The 21,592-nt window shown below is 66.6% G+C and carries 25 protein-coding genes; 7 read left to right on the top strand and 18 right to left on the bottom strand.

The features are described from left to right. Positions 1-182 precede the first annotated feature (182 nt). A complete protein-coding gene (locus C1932_RS02390) occupies positions 183-1,799 on the top strand; it encodes an ATP-binding cassette domain-containing protein (protein WP_108761106.1) in 1,617 nt (538 codons plus the stop codon). Positions 1,800-1,921: 122 nt separating this feature from the next. On the opposite strand, the gene C1932_RS02385 is transcribed toward C1932_RS02390, so the two are convergent. Together C1932_RS02385 and C1932_RS02380 are read right to left on the bottom strand one after the other, a co-directional pair. Beyond that, entirely contained in the window at positions 1,922-3,247 is a 1,326-nt protein-coding gene (locus C1932_RS02385; RefSeq protein WP_108761105.1) for a GTP-binding protein, read from the bottom strand. 85 nt (positions 3,248-3,332) lie between these two features. Continuing rightward, on the bottom strand, positions 3,333-3,617 hold the full coding sequence (locus C1932_RS02380; RefSeq protein ID WP_108761104.1) for a metal-sensing transcriptional repressor: 285 nt from the start codon (positions 3,615-3,617) through the stop codon (positions 3,333-3,335). Positions 3,618-3,664: 47 nt separating this feature from the next. Between C1932_RS02380 and dmeF the strand changes: the two genes are divergently transcribed. Further along, positions 3,665-4,648 carry a CDF family Co(II)/Ni(II) efflux transporter DmeF gene (dmeF, locus tag C1932_RS02375; RefSeq protein WP_108761103.1) on the top strand — a complete coding sequence of 328 codons (984 nt, stop codon included), beginning with the start codon at positions 3,665-3,667 and terminating at the stop codon, positions 4,646-4,648. A gap of 144 nt (positions 4,649-4,792) precedes the next feature. Here dmeF and C1932_RS02370 read toward each other — a convergent pair whose 3' ends face one another. After that, positions 4,793-5,068: a hypothetical protein gene (locus C1932_RS02370; RefSeq protein ID WP_108761102.1), complete on the bottom strand. Its 276-nt coding sequence runs from the start codon at positions 5,066-5,068 to the stop codon at positions 4,793-4,795. Positions 5,069-5,156: 88 nt separating this feature from the next. Here C1932_RS02370 and C1932_RS02365 point away from each other — a divergent pair, with 88 nt between their 5' ends. The 3 genes from C1932_RS02365 (at position 5,157) to C1932_RS02355 (ending at position 6,912) form a co-directional block, all read left to right on the top strand. Further along, positions 5,157-5,570 carry a hypothetical protein gene (locus C1932_RS02365; protein WP_108761101.1) on the top strand — a complete coding sequence of 138 codons (414 nt, stop codon included), beginning with the start codon at positions 5,157-5,159 and terminating at the stop codon, positions 5,568-5,570. A 66-nt stretch (positions 5,571-5,636) separates the two neighbouring features. Beyond that, on the top strand, positions 5,637-5,984 hold the full coding sequence (locus C1932_RS02360) for a hypothetical protein (protein ID WP_234412279.1): 348 nt from the start codon (positions 5,637-5,639) through the stop codon (positions 5,982-5,984). Between the two features lie 85 nt (positions 5,985-6,069). Then, positions 6,070-6,912 (top strand): MnmC family methyltransferase, encoded by an 843-nt coding sequence (locus C1932_RS02355; protein ID WP_108761099.1) that lies wholly within the window; start codon positions 6,070-6,072, stop codon positions 6,910-6,912. Between the two features lie 3 nt (positions 6,913-6,915). Here C1932_RS02355 and C1932_RS02350 read toward each other — a convergent pair whose 3' ends face one another. The 4 genes from C1932_RS02350 to C1932_RS02335 are packed head-to-tail and all read right to left on the bottom strand — an operon-like array spanning position 6,916 to position 9,768. Next, complete coding sequence (locus C1932_RS02350; RefSeq protein WP_108761098.1) at positions 6,916-7,884, bottom strand: polysaccharide deacetylase family protein; 969 nt, start codon at positions 7,882-7,884, stop codon at positions 6,916-6,918. 33 nt (positions 7,885-7,917) lie between these two features. Beyond that, entirely contained in the window at positions 7,918-8,535 is a 618-nt protein-coding gene (locus tag C1932_RS02345) for a hypothetical protein (RefSeq protein ID WP_108761097.1), read from the bottom strand. Beyond that, a complete protein-coding gene (locus tag C1932_RS02340) occupies positions 8,532-9,077 on the bottom strand; it encodes an RNA 2'-phosphotransferase (RefSeq protein WP_234412277.1) in 546 nt (181 codons plus the stop codon). Before C1932_RS02340 ends, C1932_RS02345 begins: the two co-directional genes overlap by 4 nt. A 55-nt stretch (positions 9,078-9,132) precedes the next feature. After that, positions 9,133-9,768, bottom strand: coding sequence for a hypothetical protein (locus C1932_RS02335; protein WP_108761095.1), 636 nt, complete (start codon positions 9,766-9,768; stop codon positions 9,133-9,135). A gap of 126 nt (positions 9,769-9,894) precedes the next feature. Here C1932_RS02335 and C1932_RS02330 point away from each other — a divergent pair, with 126 nt between their 5' ends. Then, positions 9,895-10,584 (top strand): hypothetical protein, encoded by a 690-nt coding sequence (locus C1932_RS02330; protein ID WP_159094490.1) that lies wholly within the window; start codon positions 9,895-9,897, stop codon positions 10,582-10,584. Positions 10,585-10,633: 49 nt separating this feature from the next. Here the strand turns inward: C1932_RS02330 and C1932_RS19915 are convergent, their stop codons facing one another. The 4 genes from C1932_RS19915 to C1932_RS02315 all read right to left on the bottom strand — a co-directional run bounded on the left by C1932_RS19915 (position 10,634) and on the right by C1932_RS02315 (position 13,316). Beyond that, the gene (locus C1932_RS19915) at positions 10,634-10,804 is read right to left on the bottom strand and encodes a hypothetical protein (RefSeq protein ID WP_199912000.1); all 171 of its coding nucleotides are present in this window, start codon (positions 10,802-10,804) and stop codon (positions 10,634-10,636) included. A 23-nt stretch (positions 10,805-10,827) separates the two neighbouring features. Continuing rightward, positions 10,828-11,640 (bottom strand): alpha/beta hydrolase, encoded by an 813-nt coding sequence (locus tag C1932_RS02325; protein ID WP_108761093.1) that lies wholly within the window; start codon positions 11,638-11,640, stop codon positions 10,828-10,830. Between the two features lie 110 nt (positions 11,641-11,750). Continuing rightward, positions 11,751-12,707, bottom strand: coding sequence for a hypothetical protein (locus tag C1932_RS02320; RefSeq protein ID WP_108761092.1), 957 nt, complete (start codon positions 12,705-12,707; stop codon positions 11,751-11,753). Positions 12,708-12,869: 162 nt separating this feature from the next. Continuing rightward, entirely contained in the window at positions 12,870-13,316 is a 447-nt protein-coding gene (locus C1932_RS02315) for a hypothetical protein (RefSeq protein WP_108761091.1), read from the bottom strand. A gap of 151 nt (positions 13,317-13,467) precedes the next feature. Here C1932_RS02315 and C1932_RS02310 point away from each other — a divergent pair, with 151 nt between their 5' ends. Next, entirely contained in the window at positions 13,468-13,875 is a 408-nt protein-coding gene (locus C1932_RS02310; RefSeq protein ID WP_108748322.1) for an XVIPCD domain-containing protein, read from the top strand. A gap of 98 nt (positions 13,876-13,973) precedes the next feature. Here C1932_RS02310 and C1932_RS02305 read toward each other — a convergent pair whose 3' ends face one another. From C1932_RS02305 to C1932_RS02270, 7 genes are all read right to left on the bottom strand, one after another. Continuing rightward, a complete protein-coding gene (locus C1932_RS02305) occupies positions 13,974-15,041 on the bottom strand; it encodes an XVIPCD domain-containing protein (protein WP_199911999.1) in 1,068 nt (355 codons plus the stop codon). A gap of 716 nt (positions 15,042-15,757) precedes the next feature. Further along, positions 15,758-16,765: an XVIPCD domain-containing protein gene (locus tag C1932_RS02295; protein ID WP_108761088.1), complete on the bottom strand. Its 1,008-nt coding sequence runs from the start codon at positions 16,763-16,765 to the stop codon at positions 15,758-15,760. Next, positions 16,765-17,403: a hypothetical protein gene (locus tag C1932_RS02290; protein ID WP_159094489.1), complete on the bottom strand. Its 639-nt coding sequence runs from the start codon at positions 17,401-17,403 to the stop codon at positions 16,765-16,767. Before C1932_RS02290 ends, C1932_RS02295 begins: the two co-directional genes overlap by 1 nt. 254 nt (positions 17,404-17,657) lie before the next feature. Then, entirely contained in the window at positions 17,658-18,797 is a 1,140-nt protein-coding gene (locus C1932_RS02285) for a YncE family protein (RefSeq protein WP_108761086.1), read from the bottom strand. 162 nt (positions 18,798-18,959) lie between these two features. Beyond that, positions 18,960-19,976: an XVIPCD domain-containing protein gene (locus C1932_RS02280; protein WP_108761085.1), complete on the bottom strand. Its 1,017-nt coding sequence runs from the start codon at positions 19,974-19,976 to the stop codon at positions 18,960-18,962. 2 nt (positions 19,977-19,978) lie between these two features. Continuing rightward, complete coding sequence (locus C1932_RS02275; RefSeq protein ID WP_108761084.1) at positions 19,979-20,605, bottom strand: hypothetical protein; 627 nt, start codon at positions 20,603-20,605, stop codon at positions 19,979-19,981. Next, on the bottom strand, positions 20,605-21,531 hold the full coding sequence (locus tag C1932_RS02270; RefSeq protein ID WP_108761083.1) for an XVIPCD domain-containing protein: 927 nt from the start codon (positions 21,529-21,531) through the stop codon (positions 20,605-20,607). The genes C1932_RS02275 and C1932_RS02270 overlap by 1 nt, the downstream gene beginning before the upstream one ends. Between the last annotated feature and the right edge of the window lie 61 nt (positions 21,532-21,592).

Genomic DNA, 21,592 nt, shown 5'->3' with positions numbered 1-21,592 from the left:
GCTCCACGCAGAGCAGTCGAGCAAGCTCGACTCTACCGTTCAGGCAGTACCGCTATACTCGGGTTTCATTCCCCCCAGAGGCTCGCGACCAATGCGCCAGTAATGCCGCCGTCTGCAAACCGGACGGCCTGACTCTTCCCGCCCCTGCGCGCAGGGGAGACATGGCATTGCTTGGAGGTCGCATGACTTCGCATTCCCTCACGCTTGATCGCGTGTCGTATCGGTTGGCCGATGGCCGTCCGATGTTTTCCGATCTGTCGTTTTCCTTCGAACCGCTGGCCACCGGGCTGGTGGGCGGCAATGGCGTGGGCAAGAGCGTGCTGGCGCGCCTGCTCGCCGGCCAGCTGCCGCCCGACAGCGGCCAGATACGCAGCAGCGGGCGTGTGTTCCTGTTGCCCACGCCCGGCTACCCGCCACGCGGCACCGTGGATGAACTGGCGGGCGTTGGCGACGTACTGGCCGCGCTGGCCCGTATCGAGGCCGGCAGCATCGATGAGCAGGATTTCGCCTGCGTGGGCGACCGCTGGGACCTGCGCGAACGCCTGCAGCAGCAGTGGCAGTCCATGGGCCTGCCCGATGATCTGCACGTCGGCCAGCCGGCCGCGCGGCTCAGTGGCGGCCAGGCCATGCGCGTCGCACTGTCCGGTGCGTGGGCCAGCGGCGCCGACTGGCTGATCCTGGACGAGCCCAGCAACCATCTGGACGCCCAGCATCGCCGCCAGCTGCAGGCGCAGCTGCAGCGGTGGCGTGGCGGCCTGCTGGTCATCAGCCATGACCGCGATCTGCTGGGCCACATGCAGCAGATCGTGGAACTGGATGCGCAGGGCCTGCACCGCTACAGCGGACCGTGGCAGCACTATGCCCAGGCGCGTGCCGCCGAGCGCGAAGCGGCGGCCGCGGCGCTGGACCATGCCCGCGCGCAGCATCGCCAGCAACAGCGCAGCGCACGCGAACAGCACGAACGCCAACAGCAGCGCCAGGCACGTGGCGCACGCGATGCCAGGCAGGCCAACCAGGCCCCCATCCTGATGGGTGGGAAGAAGCAACGTGCCGAAGCCAGCCTGGGCCGCGCGCGGCAGATCCAGGAGGCGCGCCTGCAGACCAGCGCCGACCAGCTGCGCACGGCAGCGGCAGGCGTGCACGCAGCGCCCGAACTGGCCTTGTTTGCTGGTGCCGGCGAGCGTGGCAGCGCGCGTGTGCTGCAGGCACAGGACCTCGTGCTGCCGCATGGCTGCACGGCGCCGCTGCAGCTGTCGCTGCGCCGCGGGCAGCGCATCGCCGTGGTGGGCGACAACGGCACCGGTAAATCCACCTTGCTACGGGTGCTGGCAGGACAGCGGCCAGCGCGCAGCGGCCAGGTGCAGCGCCACGCGCCGCTCGCGCTGCTGGACCAGCAGCTGCTGGGGCTGGCCGGTGATCGCAGCATCCTGCAGACCGTGCAGGCCGCCAACGCCGGTGCGGACCCGGCCGAGCTGCGTACGCGCCTGGCCCTGCTGGGCCTGGATGCGCAGCGCATCCAGCGCCCGGCCAGCAGCCTGAGCGATGGCGAGCGGGTGAAGGGTGCCCTGGCCAGCGTGCTGTACGCCGATCCCGCACCGCAGGTCCTGCTGCTGGACGAACCCGGCAACGCACTGGACCTGGCCGCGCTGGACGCATTGGAATCGCTGCTTGCCGCATGGCCAGGCGCATTGATGATGGTCAGCCACGACGCACATCTGCTGCAGGCACTGCGGCCCACGCAGATACTGCAGGTAAGCGCCGACGGCTGGCAGTGGCACGACCCGCAGACGGGGTCGTAGATAGGGTCAGAGCCCTTTTTGCAACGCAAAAGGGCTCTGACCCCACCGACACCGTCATCCACGCATGGCGTGGATCTACTCGCGCACGGCCGTCATCCACGTCAGGCGTGGATGCTGTCGCTTCAACGCTTCCACACCGGAAAGGCCTGCGGCAACTGCTGCCACAGCAACGGCCCGGCACGCAGTTCCTGGTCGTTCAACAGGCAGGCATCCAACGTCGCGCGCACCGCGCGTTCGTCCATGTGCACGCCAATCACCACCAGCTCCTGTCGGCGGTCACCCCATAGCGGGTGCCACAGCCGTGCCAGGGCCGCATGCTCAGCATCATCCGCAAACGCCTCCACGCCCGGCAGCGGCGCGCTCCAGCAATCGGCCTGCTGCCGCGCCCAGCCCAGGTCGCTGTACGGCAGCGGCGTAGGCGGCAGCAGCGGCGTGGTGTCTTCATCACCGGCGCGCACACGCTCGCGCGCCGCATACCAGAACCCGGCCGCCTGGGTACGGGTAGCCGCCCCCACGCTGCTCAGCTCGCCCACCCAGTCCATGCGGTTGGCCAGCCAGAACCAGCCCTTGCTGCGGATCACCCCAGGCATGCCCTGCTGCAGCGCGCGTGCGAAGCGGCCCGGGTGGAACGGCCGGCGCGAGCGGTAGACGAAGCTGCCGATGCCGTATTCCTCGGTCTCCGGCGTGTGCTCGCCACGCAGCTCCTTCACCCAGCCGGGCGCCTGCTGCGCACGCTCGAAATCGAAGCGGCCGGTATCCAGCAGTTCGATCAACGGCACATCGCCGAAGCGCGACAGCACCAGCTTCGCCTCGCGATTCAATCCACGCAGCACGGCCAGCGTGTCCTGCAGCACGTCATCGTCGGTCTGGTCCACCTTGCTGACCACGATCACATCGGCGAATTCCACCTGCTCGCACAGCAGGTCCACCACGCCGCGGTCATCGTCCGGGCCGGCCTGCTGGCCGCGCTCGGCCAAGCGCAGGGTCGATCCGAAATCGGCCAGGAAGGCGCTGCCATCCACCACCGTCACCATGGTATCCAGGCGCGCGATGTCGCCCAGGCTGAAGCCGTGCTCATCACGCACGGCGAAGGTGGCCGCCACCGGCATCGGTTCACCAATGCCGGTCGATTCGATCAACAGGTAGTCATAGCGACCACTGTCGGCCAGGCGCCGCACTTCCTGCAGCAGATCGTCGCGCAGGGTGCAGCAGATGCAGCCGTTGCTGAACTCCACCAGCGTTTCTTCGGTACGGCGCAGCGCGGCCCCACCGTCGCGCACCAGCTGCGCATCGATGTTGACCTCGCTCATATCGTTCACGATCACCGCCACCCGCAGGCCCTCGCGGTTGCGCAGGATCTGGTTGAGCAGGGTGGTCTTGCCTGCGCCCAGGAAGCCGGACAGGACGGTGACCGGCAGGCGGCGATCGGCGCGGGAAACAGGGTTCATGCGGGGCGGGAGGCTGCGGACGGAAATGTTACTGTATAACATTTCCGGATCCATCCACAGTGCCGCCTCCGGGCATGGCCCGGCGCTACTTGCCGTAGCGGCGCAGCAGTTCCACCAGCACCTCGGCCTCGGCGGCGCGCTGCTGCGGGTCTTCAGCGGCCACCACGTGTTCCTGCAGGTGCTCGTGCAGCAGTTCCATCAGCAGGCCGTGGGCGGCGCCGCGCACGGCCGCCACCTGCACCAGCACGCCGGCGCAATCGCCAGGTTCTGCCTCAGGCCGATCCAGCGCCTGCTCCAACGCCGCCACCTGGCCGCCAATGCGGCGCACCCGGGCCAGCAACTGTTTCCGCTGTGTGTGTACATGTGCCATGCGCGAATCATATACCCTATGGGGGTATCCACAAAAGCCACGCCGCCATGCAACTGGACGCCCTCGCCGCCGCTCGCCGCCACGACCATCGCTTCGACGACGGCAACCCACTGGCCGAACGCAACACCCGCCGCGCCCTGTGGCTGACCGTCGGCATGATGCTGGTGGAAATCGTCGGCGGCTGGTGGTTCAACTCCATGGCCGTACTGGCCGATGGCTGGCATATGAGTTCACATGCGCTGGCGTTGGGCCTGTCGGTGTTCGCGTACCGCTGTGCGCGCCGTTATGCCCATGACCCGCGCTTCGCCTTCGGCACCTGGAAGATCGAGATCCTGGCCGGCTACACCAGTGCCATCGCCCTGCTGGGCGTGGCCGCCCTGATGGCGGCGCAGTCGCTGCAGCGGCTGTGGGTACCGGCGCCCATCCACTACGACGAAGCCATCGCCATCGCCGCCGTGGGGCTGGGCGTGAACCTGCTGTGCGCGTGGTGGCTGCATGACAGCCCGGGCCATGCCCACCACCACCATGGTCACGGCCACGGGCATGCACACCCCCACGATCACGATCACAGCCACGATCACGGTCATGACCACGCGCACGGACACGATCTGAACCTGCGCTCGGCCTACATCCACGTGCTGGCCGATGCGGCCACCTCGGTACTGGCCATCGTCGCCCTGCTGGGCGGCAAGCTGTGGGGCGTGGCGTGGCTGGACCCGGTGATGGGCCTGGTGGGGGCAGTGCTGGTAACCGTGTGGGCCATCGGCCTGCTGCGTGACAGCGGCCGCATCCTGCTGGATGCGCAGATGGATGCACCGGTGGTGGCCGAAGTGCGCGAGGTGGTCGAGCAGGGCCCGTGGCAGGCGCGGCTGGCCGACCTGCATGTCTGGCAGGTGGGGCGTGGCAAATACGCGGTGGCCGCCAGTGTAGTCACCCACGATGCAGCCCTGGACGCCGACACCCTGCGCGCAGCCTTGGGCGTCCACGAGGAGCTGGTACACATCACCCTGGAAATCCACCGCACCGCGTAGCGCACCGTAGAGTCGAGCTTGCTCGACTGCTCTGCCGCCCTCGTAGAGTCGAGCTTGCTCGACTGCTCTGCCGCCCTCGTAGAGTCGAGCTTGCTCGACTGCTTCCGTGCAGGGCAGTCGAGCAAGCTCGACTCTACGAAAAGCCTAGAGCTTCAACATCATCCGCAGCAGATACGCCGCCAGCGGCAACGCACTCAGCGCCGCGCCGCCAATCCCCAGCCACGCATGGCGCTCCCCGCGCACCCGCGCGGCCACGGCAAACCCACCGCCCACCAGCACCGATGCCAGTACGGCCACCGCCAGCACCGCCACCGGCGCGCTCGCACCGAACGTCCATGCCGCCAGCCAACCCGCGCCCCAGCCGGCCACCAGCCCCAGCCAGCTCGCGAGCCCACACCACGGTGCCCTGCCCTGTGCCATCGCCACTCCCTCGTTCTTGCCGATTATCTGCACGGGCCGCGCCCGGCTGCTGCCTACACTAGCCGCACCTGCCCTGTGGGGACATCCCATGCGCGCGCTCTGCCTGCTGCTGCCCGGTGCCCTGTTGCTCGCCGCCTGCAGCGGCAACACCCACCTGCCGTTCTCCAGCGATCCCTTGCTGGGCTGTTTCGCGACCAGCACCCGCCGCGCCGCCGAGTTCCGCATCGACAAGGAAGGCGGCCAGTACTTCGTCTCCTTCCAGCGCAATGGCAGCTGGCAGCGTGAACCGAACGCGCTGTACAAGGCCAGCCGCAGCGACATCGGCCAGTACTTCCCCGACGATGCCCAGCAGATCGACAGCGCCCTGATCCGCAGCGCCGGCGGCTTTGGCCTGTTCCACGCAAAGGACGGCGCCACGCTGAAAGCCAAGGCCCGCGACAGCGACTACATGGCCCTGCTCCTGATCGGCGCCGGGCCCGTGTACGCGGTGAAGTGTGAATAATCTGCAACGTTTCTGATGGCGCCGCCGCGCAACCCGCCCCAGGCTGAAGCTTTGCCGGGGCCCCCCATGCTGCTCAGTCTTCTCCTCGCCGCCGCAACGCCTGCCACGCAGGGGTCCTTCGATCAGATACTCACCACTGCCGAAGGTGAAACACTGGTACTGCGCACGATCGTTTGGCCGATCGACGGGGACGCAGGCGAGAGGGTGACCGTGCAATGGGTGCTGGAGGACGATGGCCGAATGCGCTACGAACTTGATCGCCAGCCAGCCGCTACCCGTGCAGCGCACCAGCGCGCCTGCGCGAGAAACGGCATGGTGGCCGGCGACGGAACGTCCTGGTTGGGCGGTGAGGCGGCCACCCACGGCTTCTCCTGCACGTCGGTCCGTACGCGGCCCGCCACGCAACCACCCTAGCGCCAGCGTAGGCGGGTGCCCGCCCGCCACGCACTCACGGCCGGTCAGGTACCATGCCCTCCCCCACCTGCCCCCGGTACCGCCCGTGCCCCATTACTCCGGCCCCCTGCTCACCCGCGACAGCGCGCAGGCGCTGCAGCGCGCGCACGACAAGGGCGCGGGCGACTGGCAGGGCTCACTGGACCTGGGCCGCAGCGAGGAAACCGTCACCCTGGATGCAGAGGGCTTCCAGTTCCGCGGCCAGCACTACCCCTGGCCGGGCAAGCTGAAGGACCGCACCCTGTACTACTGGGATGGCGAGGACTTCGCGCCCATTTCCCGCTACAGCGGTTCGCTCATCAAGCTGGTGCCCACCGAATGGGGCGCGCCGACGTTCGAGATCGACGGCATCAAGATGCTGCCCACCTCCAAGCTGTCGCCGTTCGAAGATGCGCGGCGCAAGGTGGAACTGGTGGCGCCGGCCGGCAAGGTCATCCTGGATACCTGCGGCGGGCTGGGCTACTTCGCCGCCTGTGCGCTGGAAGCCGGTGTCGGCCAGATCCGTTCGTTCGAAAAGAACGCCGACGTGATGTGGCTGCGCACGCTGAACCCGTGGTCGCCCGACCCGGAATCGGCCGCCGCAGGCGGGCGCCTGCAGTTCAGCCATGGCGATGTCTCGCAGCAGATCGAACAGGTGGCCAGCAACAGCGTCGATGCCATCCTGCACGATCCGCCGCGCTTCGGTATTGCCGGCGAACTGTATTCGCAGGTGTTCTACGACCACCTGGCCCGCGTTATCCGCAAGGGCGGCCGGCTGTTCCATTACACCGGCGCGCCGAACAAGCTCACCAGCGGCCGCGATGTGCCGCGTGAAGTGGCCAAACGCCTGGAAAAGGCCGGCTTCAAGGCCGAGCTGGCGCTGGACGGCGTGCTGGCCGTAAAGCGCTGACGCTCACTCGTAATTCACCTTCGCCAACTGCTTCACCCACTGCGGCACCACCGGTTCCCCGGCGAAGAAGTCCTTGGGCTTGTTCTCGGCCATCGCCCAGCGGTGCAGCCAGCTGGGGCCATAGCGGCCGTTGTAGCCTTCGGCACCGCGCGCGTAGGCCGGGTCCTGCAGCGCCTCCTGCAGCGAGACGAAGCGATAGCCCCGCCGCTGGGTGGCGGCCACCAGCTCGGCGAAGGTGGCGGCATTGAGCTCGTTGGCATGCATCAGCCACACCTGCGGCAACGCGTAGCCCAGCAGCGCCTGCGATTGCCGTTCGTAGTAGTCCACCTTGTTCAACATGTACGGCACGTAGCCGCGTCGCAGGCGCTGCAGCAGCGCCTCGCGCGCCGGTGAATCGGCCTGCTCGTTCATCACGTTGGCATAGGCAAACGCCCACACCCATTCGCCGTTGTCCACGGTCACCGGCGCTACGCGGTAGCCATGCTGCTGGAAGAACACGTCCATCTGCGCCCGCTCTTCGGCCGTGCGCCCTGCGCGCAGGTAGGGGTGGCGCATCCACTGTGGCACCTGGCCGCGCTCGGCCAGCAGCGGCCGCAGCGTCTGCTCGCCGCGCAGGAAGTCCTGCTGGAAGGCCGCCACGCCCTTGGCATTCAGATCCATGTGCGAATAGGTGTGGTTGCCCAGTTCGTAACCGGCATCGCGCCAGTCGCGCAGCATCTGCACGCGCTGCGGCTGCAGTTGGCCATCCACTTCCAGCTTGTTCTCATTCACGAAGCCGACCACCGGCACGTTGGCCAGGTGAAGCTGCGCCATCAGTGCAGCATGGCGCTGCTGCAGATCGGCCGGCACGATCTCATCCACCCGCGCCCACGGCAGATCATCGATGGTGACCGCAATGCGGCGGTCCACCTCGGCGGCGTGGGCCACCAGCGAAAGCAGCAACAACGGTACGGCACGCAGCAACGAACGCATCCATCCATCCTTGTTCGGGCAGGAACCGCCACTCTACCTGCGCGCGCCCCGCCACAACCACAGCCCCAACACCACGCCCACCAGCAGCACGGCGGCCAACACCATCGCCAACTGCCCCGGGTTGTGCAGCAGCGTGGCACTGCGCCCCAGGAACAGATCGAAGGCGAGCTGCGGGGTCTGTGCCACCGGCACCGACGGATCACTGGAATCCAGCGCGCAGACCACCGGCGCAAGCTGCTTCACGCTGGCCCACGCACGCTCCTGCCGGAACAGGGTCCACCCGGCCAGGCCCAGCGCGCCGGCCTGCAGCAGCACATAGGTGGTGGCCATTCGCCACACGTGGCCCGTGGCGCCTCGCAGTGCCGACAGCCCCGCCCACAGCGCAGACAGCAGGGCCAGCAGCACCCCGGCGATCGGTAGCCAGCGCAGCTCTTGCCAGAGCTGCAGCGCCTGCGCGCGTTCCAGCATCGCCATCATCACGGCCGTGCGCGCGGCCAGATCGGGATGGGCACAGGCGCCGGCGGCAGGCGCCAGCACATACTGCACGCGCAGGTGCAGGCCGGCCTCGGCCAGGGCCAGCGCCAGCAGGGCCAGCACCGGCAGCACGAACAGCCCGGCGCCTCGCCCGGTCGTCAGTGCCGAAGGCTTCATCCGGCGATGTACTTGGGTGGCACGTGGTCGGTCAGCCATACGCCATTGGCCGAGCGGTAGAAGCGGTGGCCCTCTGCATGCGTGCGGCCGGCGTCCACGCTCAGGATGACCGGCGCGCCACGGCGCGAGCCAACCTGCTGCGCGATCTGTCGGTCCAGCGACAGGTGTACGTGCTGGCGCTCGCCCGGCCGCAGCCCCTGCGAGGCGATGGCTTCCAGGAAGCGCGGCACGGTGCCGTGGTACAGCCACGGCGGCGGCTCCAGCGGCTGCAGCCCCAGGTCCACCGCAATCGAATGCCCCTGGCTGGCACGGATGCGCAGGCCGTCTTCACTGAGCGCGAAACGCTGTTTGTCGTTGGTGTGCACCAGCCGCTGCAGGTCCGCGCGATCGAGCGCATGCCCGTGCTCGGCCATCCGGTGCAGCAGATCGGCAATGTCGGCCCAGCCGTGCGCATCGAGCTGCAGGCCAATCTTCTGCGGCTCGTGCCGCAATACCAGGCTCAGGAACTTGCTGGCCCGGATCAGAGAAACGTCCTTGTCCATGTGCATAGCGTGCCGCAGCCGGCCACACGATGCCAACCCCGACCTTGGCAGGGTGTCATGCCACGAGCGACGCCGCGGGCTGCCGCCACAGCCAGATGCCCACGGCCAACGACGCCAGCAGCTGACCGATCAGCACGATGGCCATCACATCCGGCGCGTGCGGTGGCATCACCCGCGCAGCGTCGAACACCTGGAAGGTCCAGCCCATCGATGCCGCAAGCGAGGCGTCCTCGCGCACCAATGCGTCGGTCATGCAGGCCGCAGGCAGCAGCGTGATATAGGCCTGCCAGACCCGATCGAAGGCGTGCAGCATCGCACCGCCCAAGGCAAGCGCGCCAACCTGCAGCGCTACCAGGCGGCCGGCGCTGACGCGGCACGCTGGGCTGCTGCGCCGCCACTGTTCCACCGAAGCCGCCAATGCGCCCGCCAAGGCCAGCAGCAGCGTGGTGGCCGGCACCCAGGCCAGCGGGTCCCAGTCATCCAGCGCGTTGGCACGCGCCAGAAGATGTTCGGCTACGCGCATGCGCTCGGTGGCATCGTCGCCCCCGCAGGCTGGTGACAGCGGCTCCAGCAGCAATGCAACGCGGTGATGGAAGTAGCCCACCTCCAGCCCCACCGCCAGCAGCGACACGCACTGCAATAGCAACAGCATCAAGCCGGGCCCGAAAACACGGCCGAAGAAAGCGGTCATCGGCCACCTGCGTGGTTGCTTCGAAGAAGGCGCATCCTAGCCAAGCACACCAACGCTGTCGGCTGGCAGATGCGACATCGGCGCGGATCTCCGCCATCATGTGCGTCCTGCACAGGAGGGATGCCGATGCTGGGGCTGTATCTGTTCGTTCGCTTGGTGGGCCCGCTGCTGCTGGGTGGCCTGGTCGCGCTGTTTGCGTCGCGCTGGATCAACGCGCGCCTGGCCAAGCGCCCGGCGCAGCAGATTGCGCTGCCTGCCGAGAGTCTGCTGGACAGCCCAGCTGCAAAGCGCCGCTACCGCCGCATGCGTCGGCGCAGGCCGAATCTGACACACTTTCAGGTGCCGCCGCAGGCACCGCGGCACTGGCTGTGGATCACCGTGGCCGGGGTCATTCTTGCGGCGTTTGGCGCGGCTGCGCTGACACCGGAGGGCGCACGCTTCCAGGTGATGGTGGAAAGTGCCGTGGGTTACCCGTCCACGGTCATCGACGTTCCTATCGACGAAGGGCAACAGGATGCGCTGCTGCAGGCCTGGACCCCCGTGCTGATGCAGGCGGTGCGACCGGTCAGCATGCGCTACCAGCGCGGCCGCTACGGACCACCGTTTGATTCCCATGCGGTGATTGCCGTGCAGGTACGCCGCCACGGCAACCGCCTGCAGATTGCCACGGGCCAGCCGGTACAGGCCGAGCGCCTGCGTGCAGCGCTGGCCACCCTTACCCCCGCTGCCGCGCCGGCCGTGCAGATTTCAGAGCGCACGGTGGCGCCGTGGCGGGAAACCGGCTGGCAGGCCTGGGGGCCGCGCCTGGCGCAGTAAGTCGGCTGCTGCGTGGCTTCGCTCTGCAGGATGCAGTAAGCCCGCCCACTCAGCCGCGCGGAAGCTTCGCCGCCCACATGTTGTCCACCAGGTTCGGATAGCGGCGCCCGTTTTCCTCGGCCCGCTGCCGCGCGGCGTCTTTCTGTGCCTGCGACAGCGGCTGCTTCTTCTGCCCCTTCGGGTTGGGCTTCTTCCAGGGCGGGGTGCGGGGGTTGGCCATGGCCGCAGTATGCCTCTCCGGCCCTACTTCTTCAGGAAGTTCAGCAGAGCCAGGTTGAAGTCATCGGCATGGCTGGTATTGCAGCCGTGCGGCGCGTTCTTCAGCACCACCAGCTCGCTCCCCTCGATCGCCTTGTGCGTGCGCGCCCCCGAGCCTTCCAGCGGCACCGTCGCATCGCTGTCACCGTGCAGCACCAGGGTGGGCACGCTCACCTTGTCCAGATCTGCACGGAAGTCGGTGATGGCGAACGCCTGCATGCAGCCCAGCGCCGCGCGTGGGTCGGACTGGTGGCACAGGGCGATGGCGGCCTGGCGAGTCTCTTCGGTCACCATCAGCTGGCCGTTGGCGCTGAAGAAGTCGCGGGTGAAGCCCTCGAAGAACGTCTCCCGGTTGGCCTGCAACCCTTCGCGCATCGCATCGGCGTTTTCCTGGCTGAGCGGACCGTTCGGGTTGTCGTTGGTCTTCAGCAGATAAGGCGGCACCGCCGCGGCGAATACCACGCTGTGCAGGCGATCCTGGCCATGGTTGGCGATGTAGCGCGCCACCTCGCCGCCGCCCATCGAAAACCCGACCAGGGTGACGTCGTGCAGATCGCGGGTGTCGATGATCGACGCCAAGTCGGCGGCCAGCGTGTCGTAGTCGAAGCCTTCGGCGGGCTTCTCCGAGCGGCCGAAGCCACGCCGGTCGTAACTGATCACCCGGTAGCCGGCGTCGCGCAGCACCGGTACCTGGGCCTTCCAGGCTTCGGCTGACAGCGGCCAGCCATGGATCAGGATGACCGGGCGGCCGGTACCGCCGGTGTCTTCAACGTGCAGGCGAATGGAAGGGGCAGTCATAGCAGCTCCCGTGGGGAAAGGAGGCACCTACCCTAGGCAGGCCCACCGATAGCCGCCGTGAGGGAATCGGCCGCGGCCGTGACACCGCGTGCACGGCGCAGGCCGGACCGTCAGCCCTGCGGACGCTTCATGCGGTCATAGACATCATCGGCCTGCACATCCACGTGGTCGACGCGGGTCACCTTGAAGTTCAGGTAAGTGCGCTGGTCCTTGCGCGAGATATCCAGCGTGGGCGTACCGAAGATGAACACCACGCAGGCTTCACCGCTGGCGGCGAAGCGCTGCAGGCGCTTGATGTGCAGCGCTCCCATCTTCGAAGCATTCAGCGCGCTGTTCCAGACCATCGCCGTGGGCGCCTGCGGCGGGTCCAGCACCTGCTCACCCAGCGTGTCGACGCGCGTCATGAAGCGGATGCGGTAGCCGTCAGGCGTCTGCGCGATCTTCGCCTTGCCCCAGTACACGCGTGCCTGGCCGGACAGACGGGCCCGGCGCGGCGAGAAATTCTCGAACATGTCGCGGTAGCTCAGCGCCGATGTCGCGCCCGCGGTCAGCGTCTGGGTATCGTCCGTTCCATCCCGGCGTGCCTTCAACCAGCGCGACACCAGCGAGGCCACCGAATAGAAATCGGTGCGACGACTGCGCAGGCCCGCCGCATCACCGCCGCCGCCGCGCGTGCTGCCGCTGCCGCCCCCTGCGGCGGGCGCCGCATCACGCACGGTGAAGTAATCGGCCGGGCGCTCGAACAGGAACCGGTCCGGCGGCGGCGCGCCCACTGCATGGGTCTGGCCCTCGCCTGCGGCGCCCGCGTGCTGCGCTTCGCGCTCGGACGCATAAGGACAGCCTTCGGCGTGCGCCGGCCCCTTGTGGAGCACACGGTAATGCGGCTGCACCTGCAGGTTCAGCGCGTCGGTTTCCAGGTTAACGCAGGTATAGCGCGCCGGGCAGCCCTCCTGCGGGCAGGCGAAGGCCCGCCGGTCGTTGATCACCCCCGCCCAGTACAGCTCATAGGCGCGCTCGGCATTGATCACATCGTTGAATTGCTCGCTGTACGCCAGTTCCGTTGCCATCGCCTTCCCGTCCGCTCCGTCAGCGCTGGTGATAGCACTGCACCGCCACGCGCCCAGCGTACCGGGTTTGCATGAACTGGTCCGACAAGCCGGGCACCGATTCCACCGCACATGGCATGGGCGCGCGGTAGCAGCGGTCGCGCAAGCCTGCGCGGCCACGGCTCAGCCCTGCGGGCGGGCCACCCGGATCAGCATCCAGCAGCCATAGCGGCGCGCGAAGGTGTACTGCTCGGCCTGCGCATCGTCGCCCAGGCGTACCTGCTGCCCGCCCTCGGCCAGCGGCGTGATGGCCGAGGTGGCACGCAGCGTGGCGCCCCGCAGGCGACGCAGCCGCGCCGGCCCCGCTTCCCGGTGCACTTCGGTAGCCACCGGGCCGCCCTCGCTGGCCACGCCATAGGCGGGGGTCTCGTATTCCAGCGGATCGGTGGTGTAGCGCATGCGCACCCGGTCATCGGCCGGATCGGTGAAATGGCGCAGGAACTGCGCGAAGTCCTGTGCCGGGCAACTGGGGTCATCGCCCTCGGCCGGCATCGCCTGCGCATGCCCCGAACCGGCCAGTGCGAGCATCCCCATGCCCAGCAGCCAGCGCCTGAATGTGCGCACGTCCATCGTGCCGTTCTCCCCGAAGCATCCTGATCAACCTGCGCGCGCCATCCCCTGCGCCGCAGGCATACAGGCTAGCAATAAACCGGTTACCCACGCAGCCATGGGCGTTCTACACTGCCACCCCAGATCCAGATGCGGCCACACGGAGGCCCCCATGACCCCCGACCACCCCGATTACACCCTTCACCAGCAGATCCGCCAGGGCGTGGCCGCGCTGGACGAAAAGCATGGCCGCAGCTTCGACACCACCAGTGAAAACCTGACCGCCAGCCTGACCGTGAAGGCCCGCGAACAGGGCCTGGAGCGCGCCGACCACGTGGTGGTGAGCAATGCCACGGCCCAGCATCCGGCCGGGCACAACATCTTCGTGGTGCAGGGCGACCCGGCCAACCCGGCCCATCTGCGCGCCATGCTGCCCACCGCCGAAGCGGCCCAGGTGCCGGCAGAGCAATCGCTGCAGAAGCTGGGCATTGCCCCGCAGCAGCCGGCCGTGGGTTTGCAGCCGGAACAGCAGGCGCGTGAGCAGGAGCAGCAGCAGAACCCGGGGCAGCGTTTGGGCTGAGGCGTTGTTTACCCGATGGCTGGAAAGTGTTGCCGATTTCCAGACACCATCCGGCCTTCTGGCATGGGCGAACCTGGGGTAGTGGTATCGGGGCTGCGCTACACCATGCGCGGCCCGGACTGTTCCTGCACTTGCCGCTGCTGCAGATCGTCCTGCGAGCGTGCCTGCGCAGCTTGCGACAGCTCCTGGGCTCGCTCGAACGACGTTTCCGCGGGCGTCTGCGCGGCTACCGCAGTTGCCATGCTCGCACGCAGATGCGCGGGGTCACTCGGTTCACCTTGCACGATGAAGATGTTCTGTGCGGCATCGGCTTGCGCCGTGCGATTGCTCAACAGCACATGATCGACGTGGGTCAGGCCATTGGCCTTGGCCAGGGCGTACAAGCTGGCGCTGATGTTCTCGCTGGTAGTATCGAAAGCACGACCCCGCTCTGCATCCAGTTTTGCCACGCCCTGACTGATCTGCGAGAGCAGCGGGTCGCTGCTGCGGCGAGCCAGGTGATCACCTCCACGCTCCCCCATGCCCTCGGCATCGCTGAGAATGTGCTGCTGGAAACTGCGCCTGTCTGGCATTGGGTTTACTTTCTTCTGATTGAGCTCGCTGTCAGGAAACGGCGGATCAATGCTGTCCACGCCATGGATGTTGCGCAGCGGTCGGAACCCATCCTTGCCTTCGCTCGTGCTGCCCAAGGGAATGCGGGCATCTGGAAGCAATTGACCAATGCCGCCACCCAGCGCGTTCAGGTCGAGACTTCTCTTCCGCTCGATGCCCGCATGATTCAAGGCCGCCCAAGTGAAGTCCACGCAATTGTGGCGCACATCCTTGTATTGCAGATCAAAGCCGAAGTCATCCGGGCGTGCGCCAAAGGCCTCAAGCCGCTTGTACTGTTCTTCGCTGATCTCGAGCGTGCGACTGTATCGGGGGTCCCTGTACTCACCCGCATCGGTCGTCATGACGGCGCCCGGCCCGTTCATGCTTCCGTGCTCTATGGGCGCGAACCCGAAGCTCCTCTTGGATTCGTCCGGCCCATGAAGCACATAGAACATGTGGCCGGGGGCAGATGTCTGCGGAACCCCGTTTACAACTTTCTGCACGCCCCTCTCGTCCACCAACGGCGTACCAGGTGCAGCAATGACGATTTCTACGCTGTAGCGCGGCTTATCCATAAGAAAGTCCTCTGATTCCTCCAGGAATCGGGTGGCTGGCTACTTTCCAGAGAGAGGGTCAGCATGTATCCGCAGCTGCGCCGGGTAGCCCCGTAGCATCACACTCGGCTGTACTGTGCGCACATCCACACGGTAACGGGCGTCCGTCTTCATCGGCAGAGTGACAATGCTCAATCTGTACCGCTGGGCGCTCGTCGATATGTGCATTGCATAGCGCCAATCCGGCGATGCATGCCATTCAGGGAGCGGCTCTCCCAGGTTGTGTGCCCTGGCCTGATAGATGTCAGAGGTAGCCACGTCCTGCCAGGCGCCTGCTACCCAGCGCTGCAGGGACACTTGAAATGGAACGTGAGCGCTACGCATGTCGGGCGCTCTACCATGCTCCTGCCCCTGCCGTTGCACTTCAAGTTCCAGCACATAGGGTCGACCGGGATAGAAGTTGCGGGCATTCGTCTCGAACTCGAACCGCACCGCCTGGTCAGGCCGGGTGATGTCGATCGGCTGGATCAGGTCCAGTGGCTCGGGGGCGTCCGGCAGGCGACTACTGCAGGCGCCAAGGGCAGAAGCCATCGTGGTGATTAGAACCGCACAAAGCCAATGGTGCATCCATCGCATGATTCAGGCCTCTCGGCTCCCTGCCACAGGATCCAACCGTAGCCGCCAATACCCGGCACTGCAATCAGAATAGTCGTAGAACGGAATCGACCATGCTTGGATCACCCCATGCGCGGCCCGGATTGTTCCTGCACCTGGCGCTGCTGCAGCTCGTCCTGCGAGCGCGTCTGCGCGACCTGCGACAGCTCCTGGGCTCGCTCGAACGACGTTTCCGCGGGCGTCTGCGCGGCTACCGCAGTTGCCATGCTCGCACGCAGATGCGCGGGGTCACTCGGTTCACCTTGCACGATGAAGATGTTCTGCGCGGCTTCGGCTTGCGCCGTGCGGTTGCTCAACAGCACATGATCGACGTGGGTCAGGCCATTGGCCTTGGCCAGGGCGTACAAGCCGGCGCTGATGTTCTCGCTCGTGGCGTCGAACGTGCGGCCGTTCTGTGCGTCCAGCGCGGCTACGCCTTGATTGATCTGCGCCAGCATCGGATCGCCCTGCGAACGTGAACCGAACGGCGCGCCGCGTTCGGGAGCCAGCTCCGGGCCATGACTTTCCGAAAGCATCTTCTGCCGCCAGTCACGCTCGGGCATTTCGTTGTAGTGCTCGGTGTTCAGATCACTGTTCGGATACGGTGCCTCGATGCTTTGCACCTCCGGCAGGTTGAAGAGGACCTTCATCTGCCCTTCGTAATCCTTGTCCGCGCCCATCCATGTCTGGCGGTGGATGCCTGCATGGTTCATCGCAGCCCACGCGAAATCGGTGCAACTGTGAGTCACGCCGTGGTACTTCATATCGAACCCGTGGGCAGCAGGATCAGCAGCGAATTCCTGGATCTTCTCGTACTGTTCCTTGCTTATCTCGAGCGTGCGTGAATAATGCGGCTGCAAGTACTGCTCGCTATCCTGCTTTGTCACCGCAGCGGGAACGGCTCCCATCCGCCTGTCCCACTCACCCACCGGCGGGCCAGCAGCGCGAGGCTGCAATCCATAGCTGACGCGGTTGTCACCCTGCCCGATCTCGACATACATATGTCCCGTCAGCGAACTGCCACCATCCTTCAGTGGCGTTCCCGGCGCAGCCAGGTAGATAGTCAGCGTGTATCGCTCATCCTTATCCATCACTTCGCCCTCGGTCCGTATGCAAGCAGCAGTTCAACGTTCATGTCTTTCAAGTCGGGCCTATCTTCCGGCAATGCGATCTGCAAACGGAATCGGCCCGGCTCGATACGCGATGTCTCCGCAATCCTGGCGACTCCGTAAACGGTCCGCTGATCCACGAGGCCGGCCATCCAAAGCGAGCCCGTCGCCACACTGCTTTCCGTCGTGTACGGAATGTCTGCACCAGGCGCGACATGCAGTTCCTCGCGGCGATCTCGCGACCTGTAACTGAGTGCCACCGGGGCTCCGTCACCATCGAGGCGCTGCAGGCTGACACGCGATACCAGCGCGGGCTCTTGGATCCTCTGCTGTTCGGCAATCAGTTTCTTCGCGTCAGCCCCCCATATCCGTAGGCCAATTATCAGTCTCGGCACCTCGTCGGGAGTAACAGGCGGCAGCTCAAACTCCAGATCCACAATCTGCCCCGCCTTGTCCAACGCAATCGGGCGGGTCAGCGGAACCACCGTGCGCGCAGCGGCTTCCTCTGCGGTCAGAACCTTCGGCGGGGGCGGTGGTGGCTGGGCAGCGCAGCCAAGCAGCATGAGCAGGGCTATGGCCAGTGCGACAGTGCGCAGGGGCGGCACGGGGGCGATGTGCATCACGGCGTCCATGGGTCAGATCGGCATTCCATCGGGCCCGTGCCCGCGTGTGGCCAGGCCGATGGCCGAATCTTCGCACAGGCTTGTGAACACGCCTGTAAGGCAAATCTGAAAGGTGACGGGGGCCACGGTTTTCCCGTGGCCCGGAAAGGAAAAAGGCAAGGTCTGCACCCTGCCTTTCCTGCGGAAAGCCGCCAGGCATGGCCTGGCGCTACCCCATCTCCGCTCGCCAGGCATGGCCTGGCGCTACTGTGTTACAGCTGGATGCGGGCGACGCTTTCTTCGCTGCCCTTGGCATCCTTTTCGCCATTCTTGATGCTGACGTACAGCACGTTGTTCTTAGCATCCAGCGCCAGGCTGTTCGGGTGCGTGGGCACGTCGTACGTGGCGACCTTCTGGTAGCTGTTGCTGTCGAAGGCGGTGACCGTGCCGCCATCGCGGTTGGTCACGTACAGGCGCTTGCGCGGTGCATCCAGCAGGATGCCCAGCGGGCCGGCATCGGTGGGGATGCTGGCCAGTTCCTTGCCGGTGCTGCGGTCGAGCACCAGCACGCGCTGGCCCGGGTGCTTGCTGGTGAAGCCCTCGCTGCTCTTGGTCATGTAGTTGCGGATCATCTCCGAACCCTGGTCGGTCACGAACAGGCGCTTGCCGTCCGGGTCCACCGCGATGTTCATCGGCTGCTCGGCGGCGATCTTGTGCTCGGCCACCACCTTCTTCGAATCGGTGCCCACCACCACCAGATCGGCCAGCAGGTTGCTGGTGTACACGCGCTTGTTGGCTGCATCCAGCGCCAGGCCCGGGGCCTTGGCCTTGCCCAGGCCCGGAATGGTGTCGATCAGCTTCAGCGTGGTGGTGTCCACCACGAACAGCACGCTGCCTTCGCCGGAATGACCGGTGACGTACAGGCGGTTGGCCGCGCTGTCGACCACCAGCTCACGCAGGTCGTGGGTGTAGCCGGCCTTGCCGTCCTTGCCCACCTTCTTTTCCATCAGCTGCACGGTGCCGATGGCCTTGTTCTGCGCGGTGTCGACCACGGTCACCGAGGTGTCTACGGTGTTGCCGACGTACAGGCGGTTGTGGGCGTCATCCAGCACCACGCCGAAGGCCTTGCGCTCCAGCGGAATGCGGGTCTGCACGGCCAGCGTGGTCGGGTCCAGGCGCAGCACCTGCGACGGGCCGGCGTTGTCGCCGAAGCCACCGGACGAGGCGACGAACACGGCCCTCTGGCTGGGGCTGTAGGCCAGCTCGTACAGGCCCTGAGCAACGGCCTGGCGCTGCACGGCGGTGGTGGTGCGGGCGGCGGCGGCGTTATCGGCGAAGGCCGACGGCGCGCCCACGCTGAGCGAGATGGCCACGGCCAGTGCGGCCGAGCGGAAAAGCGACAAACGGTTCATGCGAGCATCCTTGAAAGGGCACGGGAGGGTGTCCTGGCTCGCTGGGCCGTACTGCGACGGCCCGCCCCGCATCTGTCTGCGCAGGGTGGGCTGGCTGGGTTAGCAGGCCAATGGTAGCAGGTGGGGCTGGTGCGTGGGCCGCGCGCGGCTGGGCGGCGGGGCTCAGGCCATGCGCGGGCCTTGCGACTGCTGCAGCTGCTGGTCCTCCTGCAGGCGCTGTGCGTCGCGCTGCGGCTGGGCCTGGGCAAGCTGTTCGACGCGCTCGAACGAAGCCGCTACCGGGGTCTGCGCCGCCACATCCGCCGGCAGGCTGGCGCGCAGGTGCGCCGGATCGGCGCGATCGCCCTGCACGATGAACAGGTTGGGCGCTGCATCGCCGCGGCGCTCGCCGAGCAGCACGTCGTCCACGCGGGCGAACTGCTGCTCCTTGGACAGCGCGAGCAGGCTGGCGCTGACGTTGGCGCTGTCTGCGCCAAAGGCATCCATCGCAACGACACGCTCGTGGATCTGATTCAGGCGAGGGTTGTCGGCGTGGCTGGGATCTGCGGGCGTACCGGTCCACGCCAAGGCACCCGCACGGGCGGGATCATTGGCATCGGTGGACCACCGCTGTATCGCGTTGGTCTGCTCGGGCATCGGCTTCCATTCTTCCCGGTCCAGCTCACTGCCTTTCACCTGCGGCCGGATGCTCTGCACCGGCCCGATGTTGTCCAGCACCTTCAAGGTGCCTTCGTACGTCTTGAATTCCCCGAAGATGGTGTTGCCATGGATACCGGCATGGTTCAAGGCGCCCCAGGCGAAATCCACGCAGGAGTTGGAGGCGAGGTTGTAGTTCTTTACATCGAAGCCATGCTTGGCGGGATCTTTCGCGAACTCGACGATCTTCTCGTACTGCTCCTGCGTAATCTCGATCGTGCGTTGATAGCGAGGGTTCTCATACGCACGAAGGTCGTAATCGACAACCTTCCCGAGATCACTGTTACCGGGAATCGGCGTTCGCGTATACCCGAAGCTCTGCTGCGGCTCGCCGGAGCCAACGCGATCAATTGACAGGAACATGTGCCCGACATCGGAGGCGCCAACCTGCTTCCGCTCATTGTTCTCCAATTCCACCAAGGGCGTACCGGGCGCGGCCAGGTGAACGGTCAGGGTGATTCGTTCAGCAGAGTCGTTTTGCATGTTCACTTCCCACGTTGTTGGTAGCCAACCATCACATCAACCTGGAGCCCTTCCAGATCAGGACGATCGTCAAGCAGATCAATCCGCAGGTGATATCGGCCTCGCTCTCCGAGGCCCGCACTGGCCCACTGCAGTTCGCCATAGCTCAGCTGCTGGGAGTACAGCCCCGCCTCGGCCAAGGTGCTCACTGCAACATCCGCGCCCCATAGCCGCTCACCCACAATGTCCGTTGCCAGCTGCACCTCGCTGCGACCGTCATCGGAAACTCTCCACAACGGAACGGGCTTGGGCGAAGGAGTATCCAGCCGTTCCAGTGCTACGCGCGCCTTGAGCCCGTCGCGCTGGATGGCGGCGGTTACTGCGTGCGCCTCTGCCGGCTCCTTACCCTCGCTTCTGAGTCCGATGATCAACGTTGGGGTGGCGGACCGATCGGGCTCCGCTGCATCGAACGTCACATCCACGATCCGCCCCGCTTTATCCAACCGCACGCCGCGGGTGAACGGCACCACGTTACGGGCGTCGGCCTCGGCGCGCGTGAGCAGCTTCGGCGCTTCCGCTGACGAACCACTGCCGCAGCCCACCAGCAAGGCAAGCGCCGCAGACGCAACAACGGCACGCACCGCGCGCATCACTGCTCCTTCAACCGCAGCGAATCGGCCACGTCGGTCTGCGCCGCCACTTCGGTGGCAATGCTGGCGCGGCGGTGCCCGGGGTCGTTGCGGTCGCCCTGCACGATGAAGATGCTGCCGGCGGCGGGGCTGTCCTGGGTGGGGCGACTGAGCAGCACGTGGTCCACGCGTGACAGGTTGTTCTGCTTGGCCAGCACCAGCAGGCTGGCGCTGATGCGCTGGCTGGTGTCATCGAAGGTGCGCCCGTGTGCGGCATCCAGCTCGGCCACTTTCTGGATCAACTGCGCGAACAGACGATGGTCGGGATGCGAGGGGTCCAGCAGCGTACCGGCCACTTCAATGGGCGTGGGCGGCGGCTGATCGTCGGGGCGTACCCCCTGGCGGTGCAGTTCGGCCTCGCGCGCGGGCATCGGGTGGTGATGCTCGGCGTTCAGATCGCTGTCCGGGAACGGTGCGGCAATGCACTGGATTTCCGGCAGGTTGAACAGCACGGCGAATTCGCCCAGGTCGCTGCCACCATCCAGCGGCGCGGGCAGCGGGTGCAGGCGCGCGTAGTTCAGCGCGGCCCAGACGAAATCGCTGCAGCGGTTGATGGTGGCCGGGCGGTCCACGTCGAATTCGAACTCGGCCGGCTCCTCGGCAAAATCGCGCAGGCAGCCGTAATGCTCTTCGGTGATTTCCAGCGTGCGGCTGTAGTAAGGGTCCACGTGCTCGTCGGCATCGTCGTGGCGCACCTGTGCGTACTGCACGCCGCTGGCGGTTTCGCCCGGTGGCAGGCGCGGTGGCGCGAAGCCGTAGCTGTGGGCCTCGTCACCGGCGGCCACCTGCAGGAACATCTGCCCGCGCGGCGAGCTGCCGCCGCTCTTCAGCGGGGTGCCCGGCGCGGCCAGGAATACGGTGACGGTATAGCGTGTTGCCTGCTCCATGCCTGCTTTGCCTTGTTGGGTACTGCGGTCCTGGCCGGATGATCGCACAGGTGGGTGGAGC

It is taken from the genome of Stenotrophomonas sp. YAU14D1_LEIMI4_1, assembly GCF_003086815.1.
Classification (GTDB): domain Bacteria; phylum Pseudomonadota; class Gammaproteobacteria; order Xanthomonadales; family Xanthomonadaceae; genus Stenotrophomonas.
This window is presented reverse-complemented; position numbering and strand designations above follow the sequence as displayed.

Excerpts from the sequence above, each read along its gene's own strand:
- C1932_RS02335 (WP_108761095.1), bottom strand. The coding sequence starts at position 9,768 with ATGACCGCTTTCTTCGGCCGTGTTTTCGGGCCCGGCTTGATGCTGTTG.
- C1932_RS02295 (WP_108761088.1), bottom strand. The coding sequence starts at position 16,765 with ATGGATAAGGATGAGCGATACACGCTGACTATCTACCTGGCTGCGCCG.
- C1932_RS02350 (WP_108761098.1), bottom strand. The coding sequence starts at position 7,884 with ATGCGTTCGTTGCTGCGTGCCGTACCGTTGTTGCTGCTTTCGCTGGTG.
- C1932_RS02285 (WP_108761086.1), bottom strand. The coding sequence starts at position 18,797 with ATGAACCGTTTGTCGCTTTTCCGCTCGGCCGCACTGGCCGTGGCCATC.
- C1932_RS02325 (WP_108761093.1), bottom strand. The coding sequence starts at position 11,640 with ATGACTGCCCCTTCCATTCGCCTGCACGTTGAAGACACCGGCGGTACC.
- C1932_RS02275 (WP_108761084.1), bottom strand. The coding sequence starts at position 20,605 with ATGCGCGCGGTGCGTGCCGTTGTTGCGTCTGCGGCGCTTGCCTTGCTG.
- C1932_RS02280 (WP_108761085.1), bottom strand. The coding sequence starts at position 19,976 with ATGCAAAACGACTCTGCTGAACGAATCACCCTGACCGTTCACCTGGCC.
- C1932_RS02370 (WP_108761102.1), bottom strand. The coding sequence starts at position 5,068 with ATGGCACAGGGCAGGGCACCGTGGTGTGGGCTCGCGAGCTGGCTGGGG.
- C1932_RS02365 (WP_108761101.1), top strand. The coding sequence starts at position 5,157 with ATGCGCGCGCTCTGCCTGCTGCTGCCCGGTGCCCTGTTGCTCGCCGCC.
- C1932_RS02290 (WP_159094489.1), bottom strand. The coding sequence starts at position 17,403 with ATGCACATCGCCCCCGTGCCGCCCCTGCGCACTGTCGCACTGGCCATA.
- C1932_RS02385 (WP_108761105.1), bottom strand. The coding sequence starts at position 3,247 with ATGAACCCTGTTTCCCGCGCCGATCGCCGCCTGCCGGTCACCGTCCTG.
- dmeF (WP_108761103.1), top strand. The coding sequence starts at position 3,665 with ATGCAACTGGACGCCCTCGCCGCCGCTCGCCGCCACGACCATCGCTTC.
- C1932_RS02360 (WP_234412279.1), top strand. The coding sequence starts at position 5,637 with ATGCTGCTCAGTCTTCTCCTCGCCGCCGCAACGCCTGCCACGCAGGGG.
- C1932_RS02310 (WP_108748322.1), top strand. The coding sequence starts at position 13,468 with ATGACCCCCGACCACCCCGATTACACCCTTCACCAGCAGATCCGCCAG.
- C1932_RS02305 (WP_199911999.1), bottom strand. The coding sequence starts at position 15,041 with ATGGATAAGCCGCGCTACAGCGTAGAAATCGTCATTGCTGCACCTGGT.
- C1932_RS02340 (WP_234412277.1), bottom strand. The coding sequence starts at position 9,077 with ATGGACAAGGACGTTTCTCTGATCCGGGCCAGCAAGTTCCTGAGCCTG.
- C1932_RS02345 (WP_108761097.1), bottom strand. The coding sequence starts at position 8,535 with ATGAAGCCTTCGGCACTGACGACCGGGCGAGGCGCCGGGCTGTTCGTG.
- C1932_RS02315 (WP_108761091.1), bottom strand. The coding sequence starts at position 13,316 with ATGGACGTGCGCACATTCAGGCGCTGGCTGCTGGGCATGGGGATGCTC.
- C1932_RS02270 (WP_108761083.1), bottom strand. The coding sequence starts at position 21,531 with ATGGAGCAGGCAACACGCTATACCGTCACCGTATTCCTGGCCGCGCCG.
- C1932_RS02330 (WP_159094490.1), top strand. The coding sequence starts at position 9,895 with ATGCTGGGGCTGTATCTGTTCGTTCGCTTGGTGGGCCCGCTGCTGCTG.
- C1932_RS02380 (WP_108761104.1), bottom strand. The coding sequence starts at position 3,617 with ATGGCACATGTACACACACAGCGGAAACAGTTGCTGGCCCGGGTGCGC.
- C1932_RS19915 (WP_199912000.1), bottom strand. The coding sequence starts at position 10,804 with ATGGCCAACCCCCGCACCCCGCCCTGGAAGAAGCCCAACCCGAAGGGG.
- C1932_RS02390 (WP_108761106.1), top strand. The coding sequence starts at position 183 with ATGACTTCGCATTCCCTCACGCTTGATCGCGTGTCGTATCGGTTGGCC.
- C1932_RS02320 (WP_108761092.1), bottom strand. The coding sequence starts at position 12,707 with ATGGCAACGGAACTGGCGTACAGCGAGCAATTCAACGATGTGATCAAT.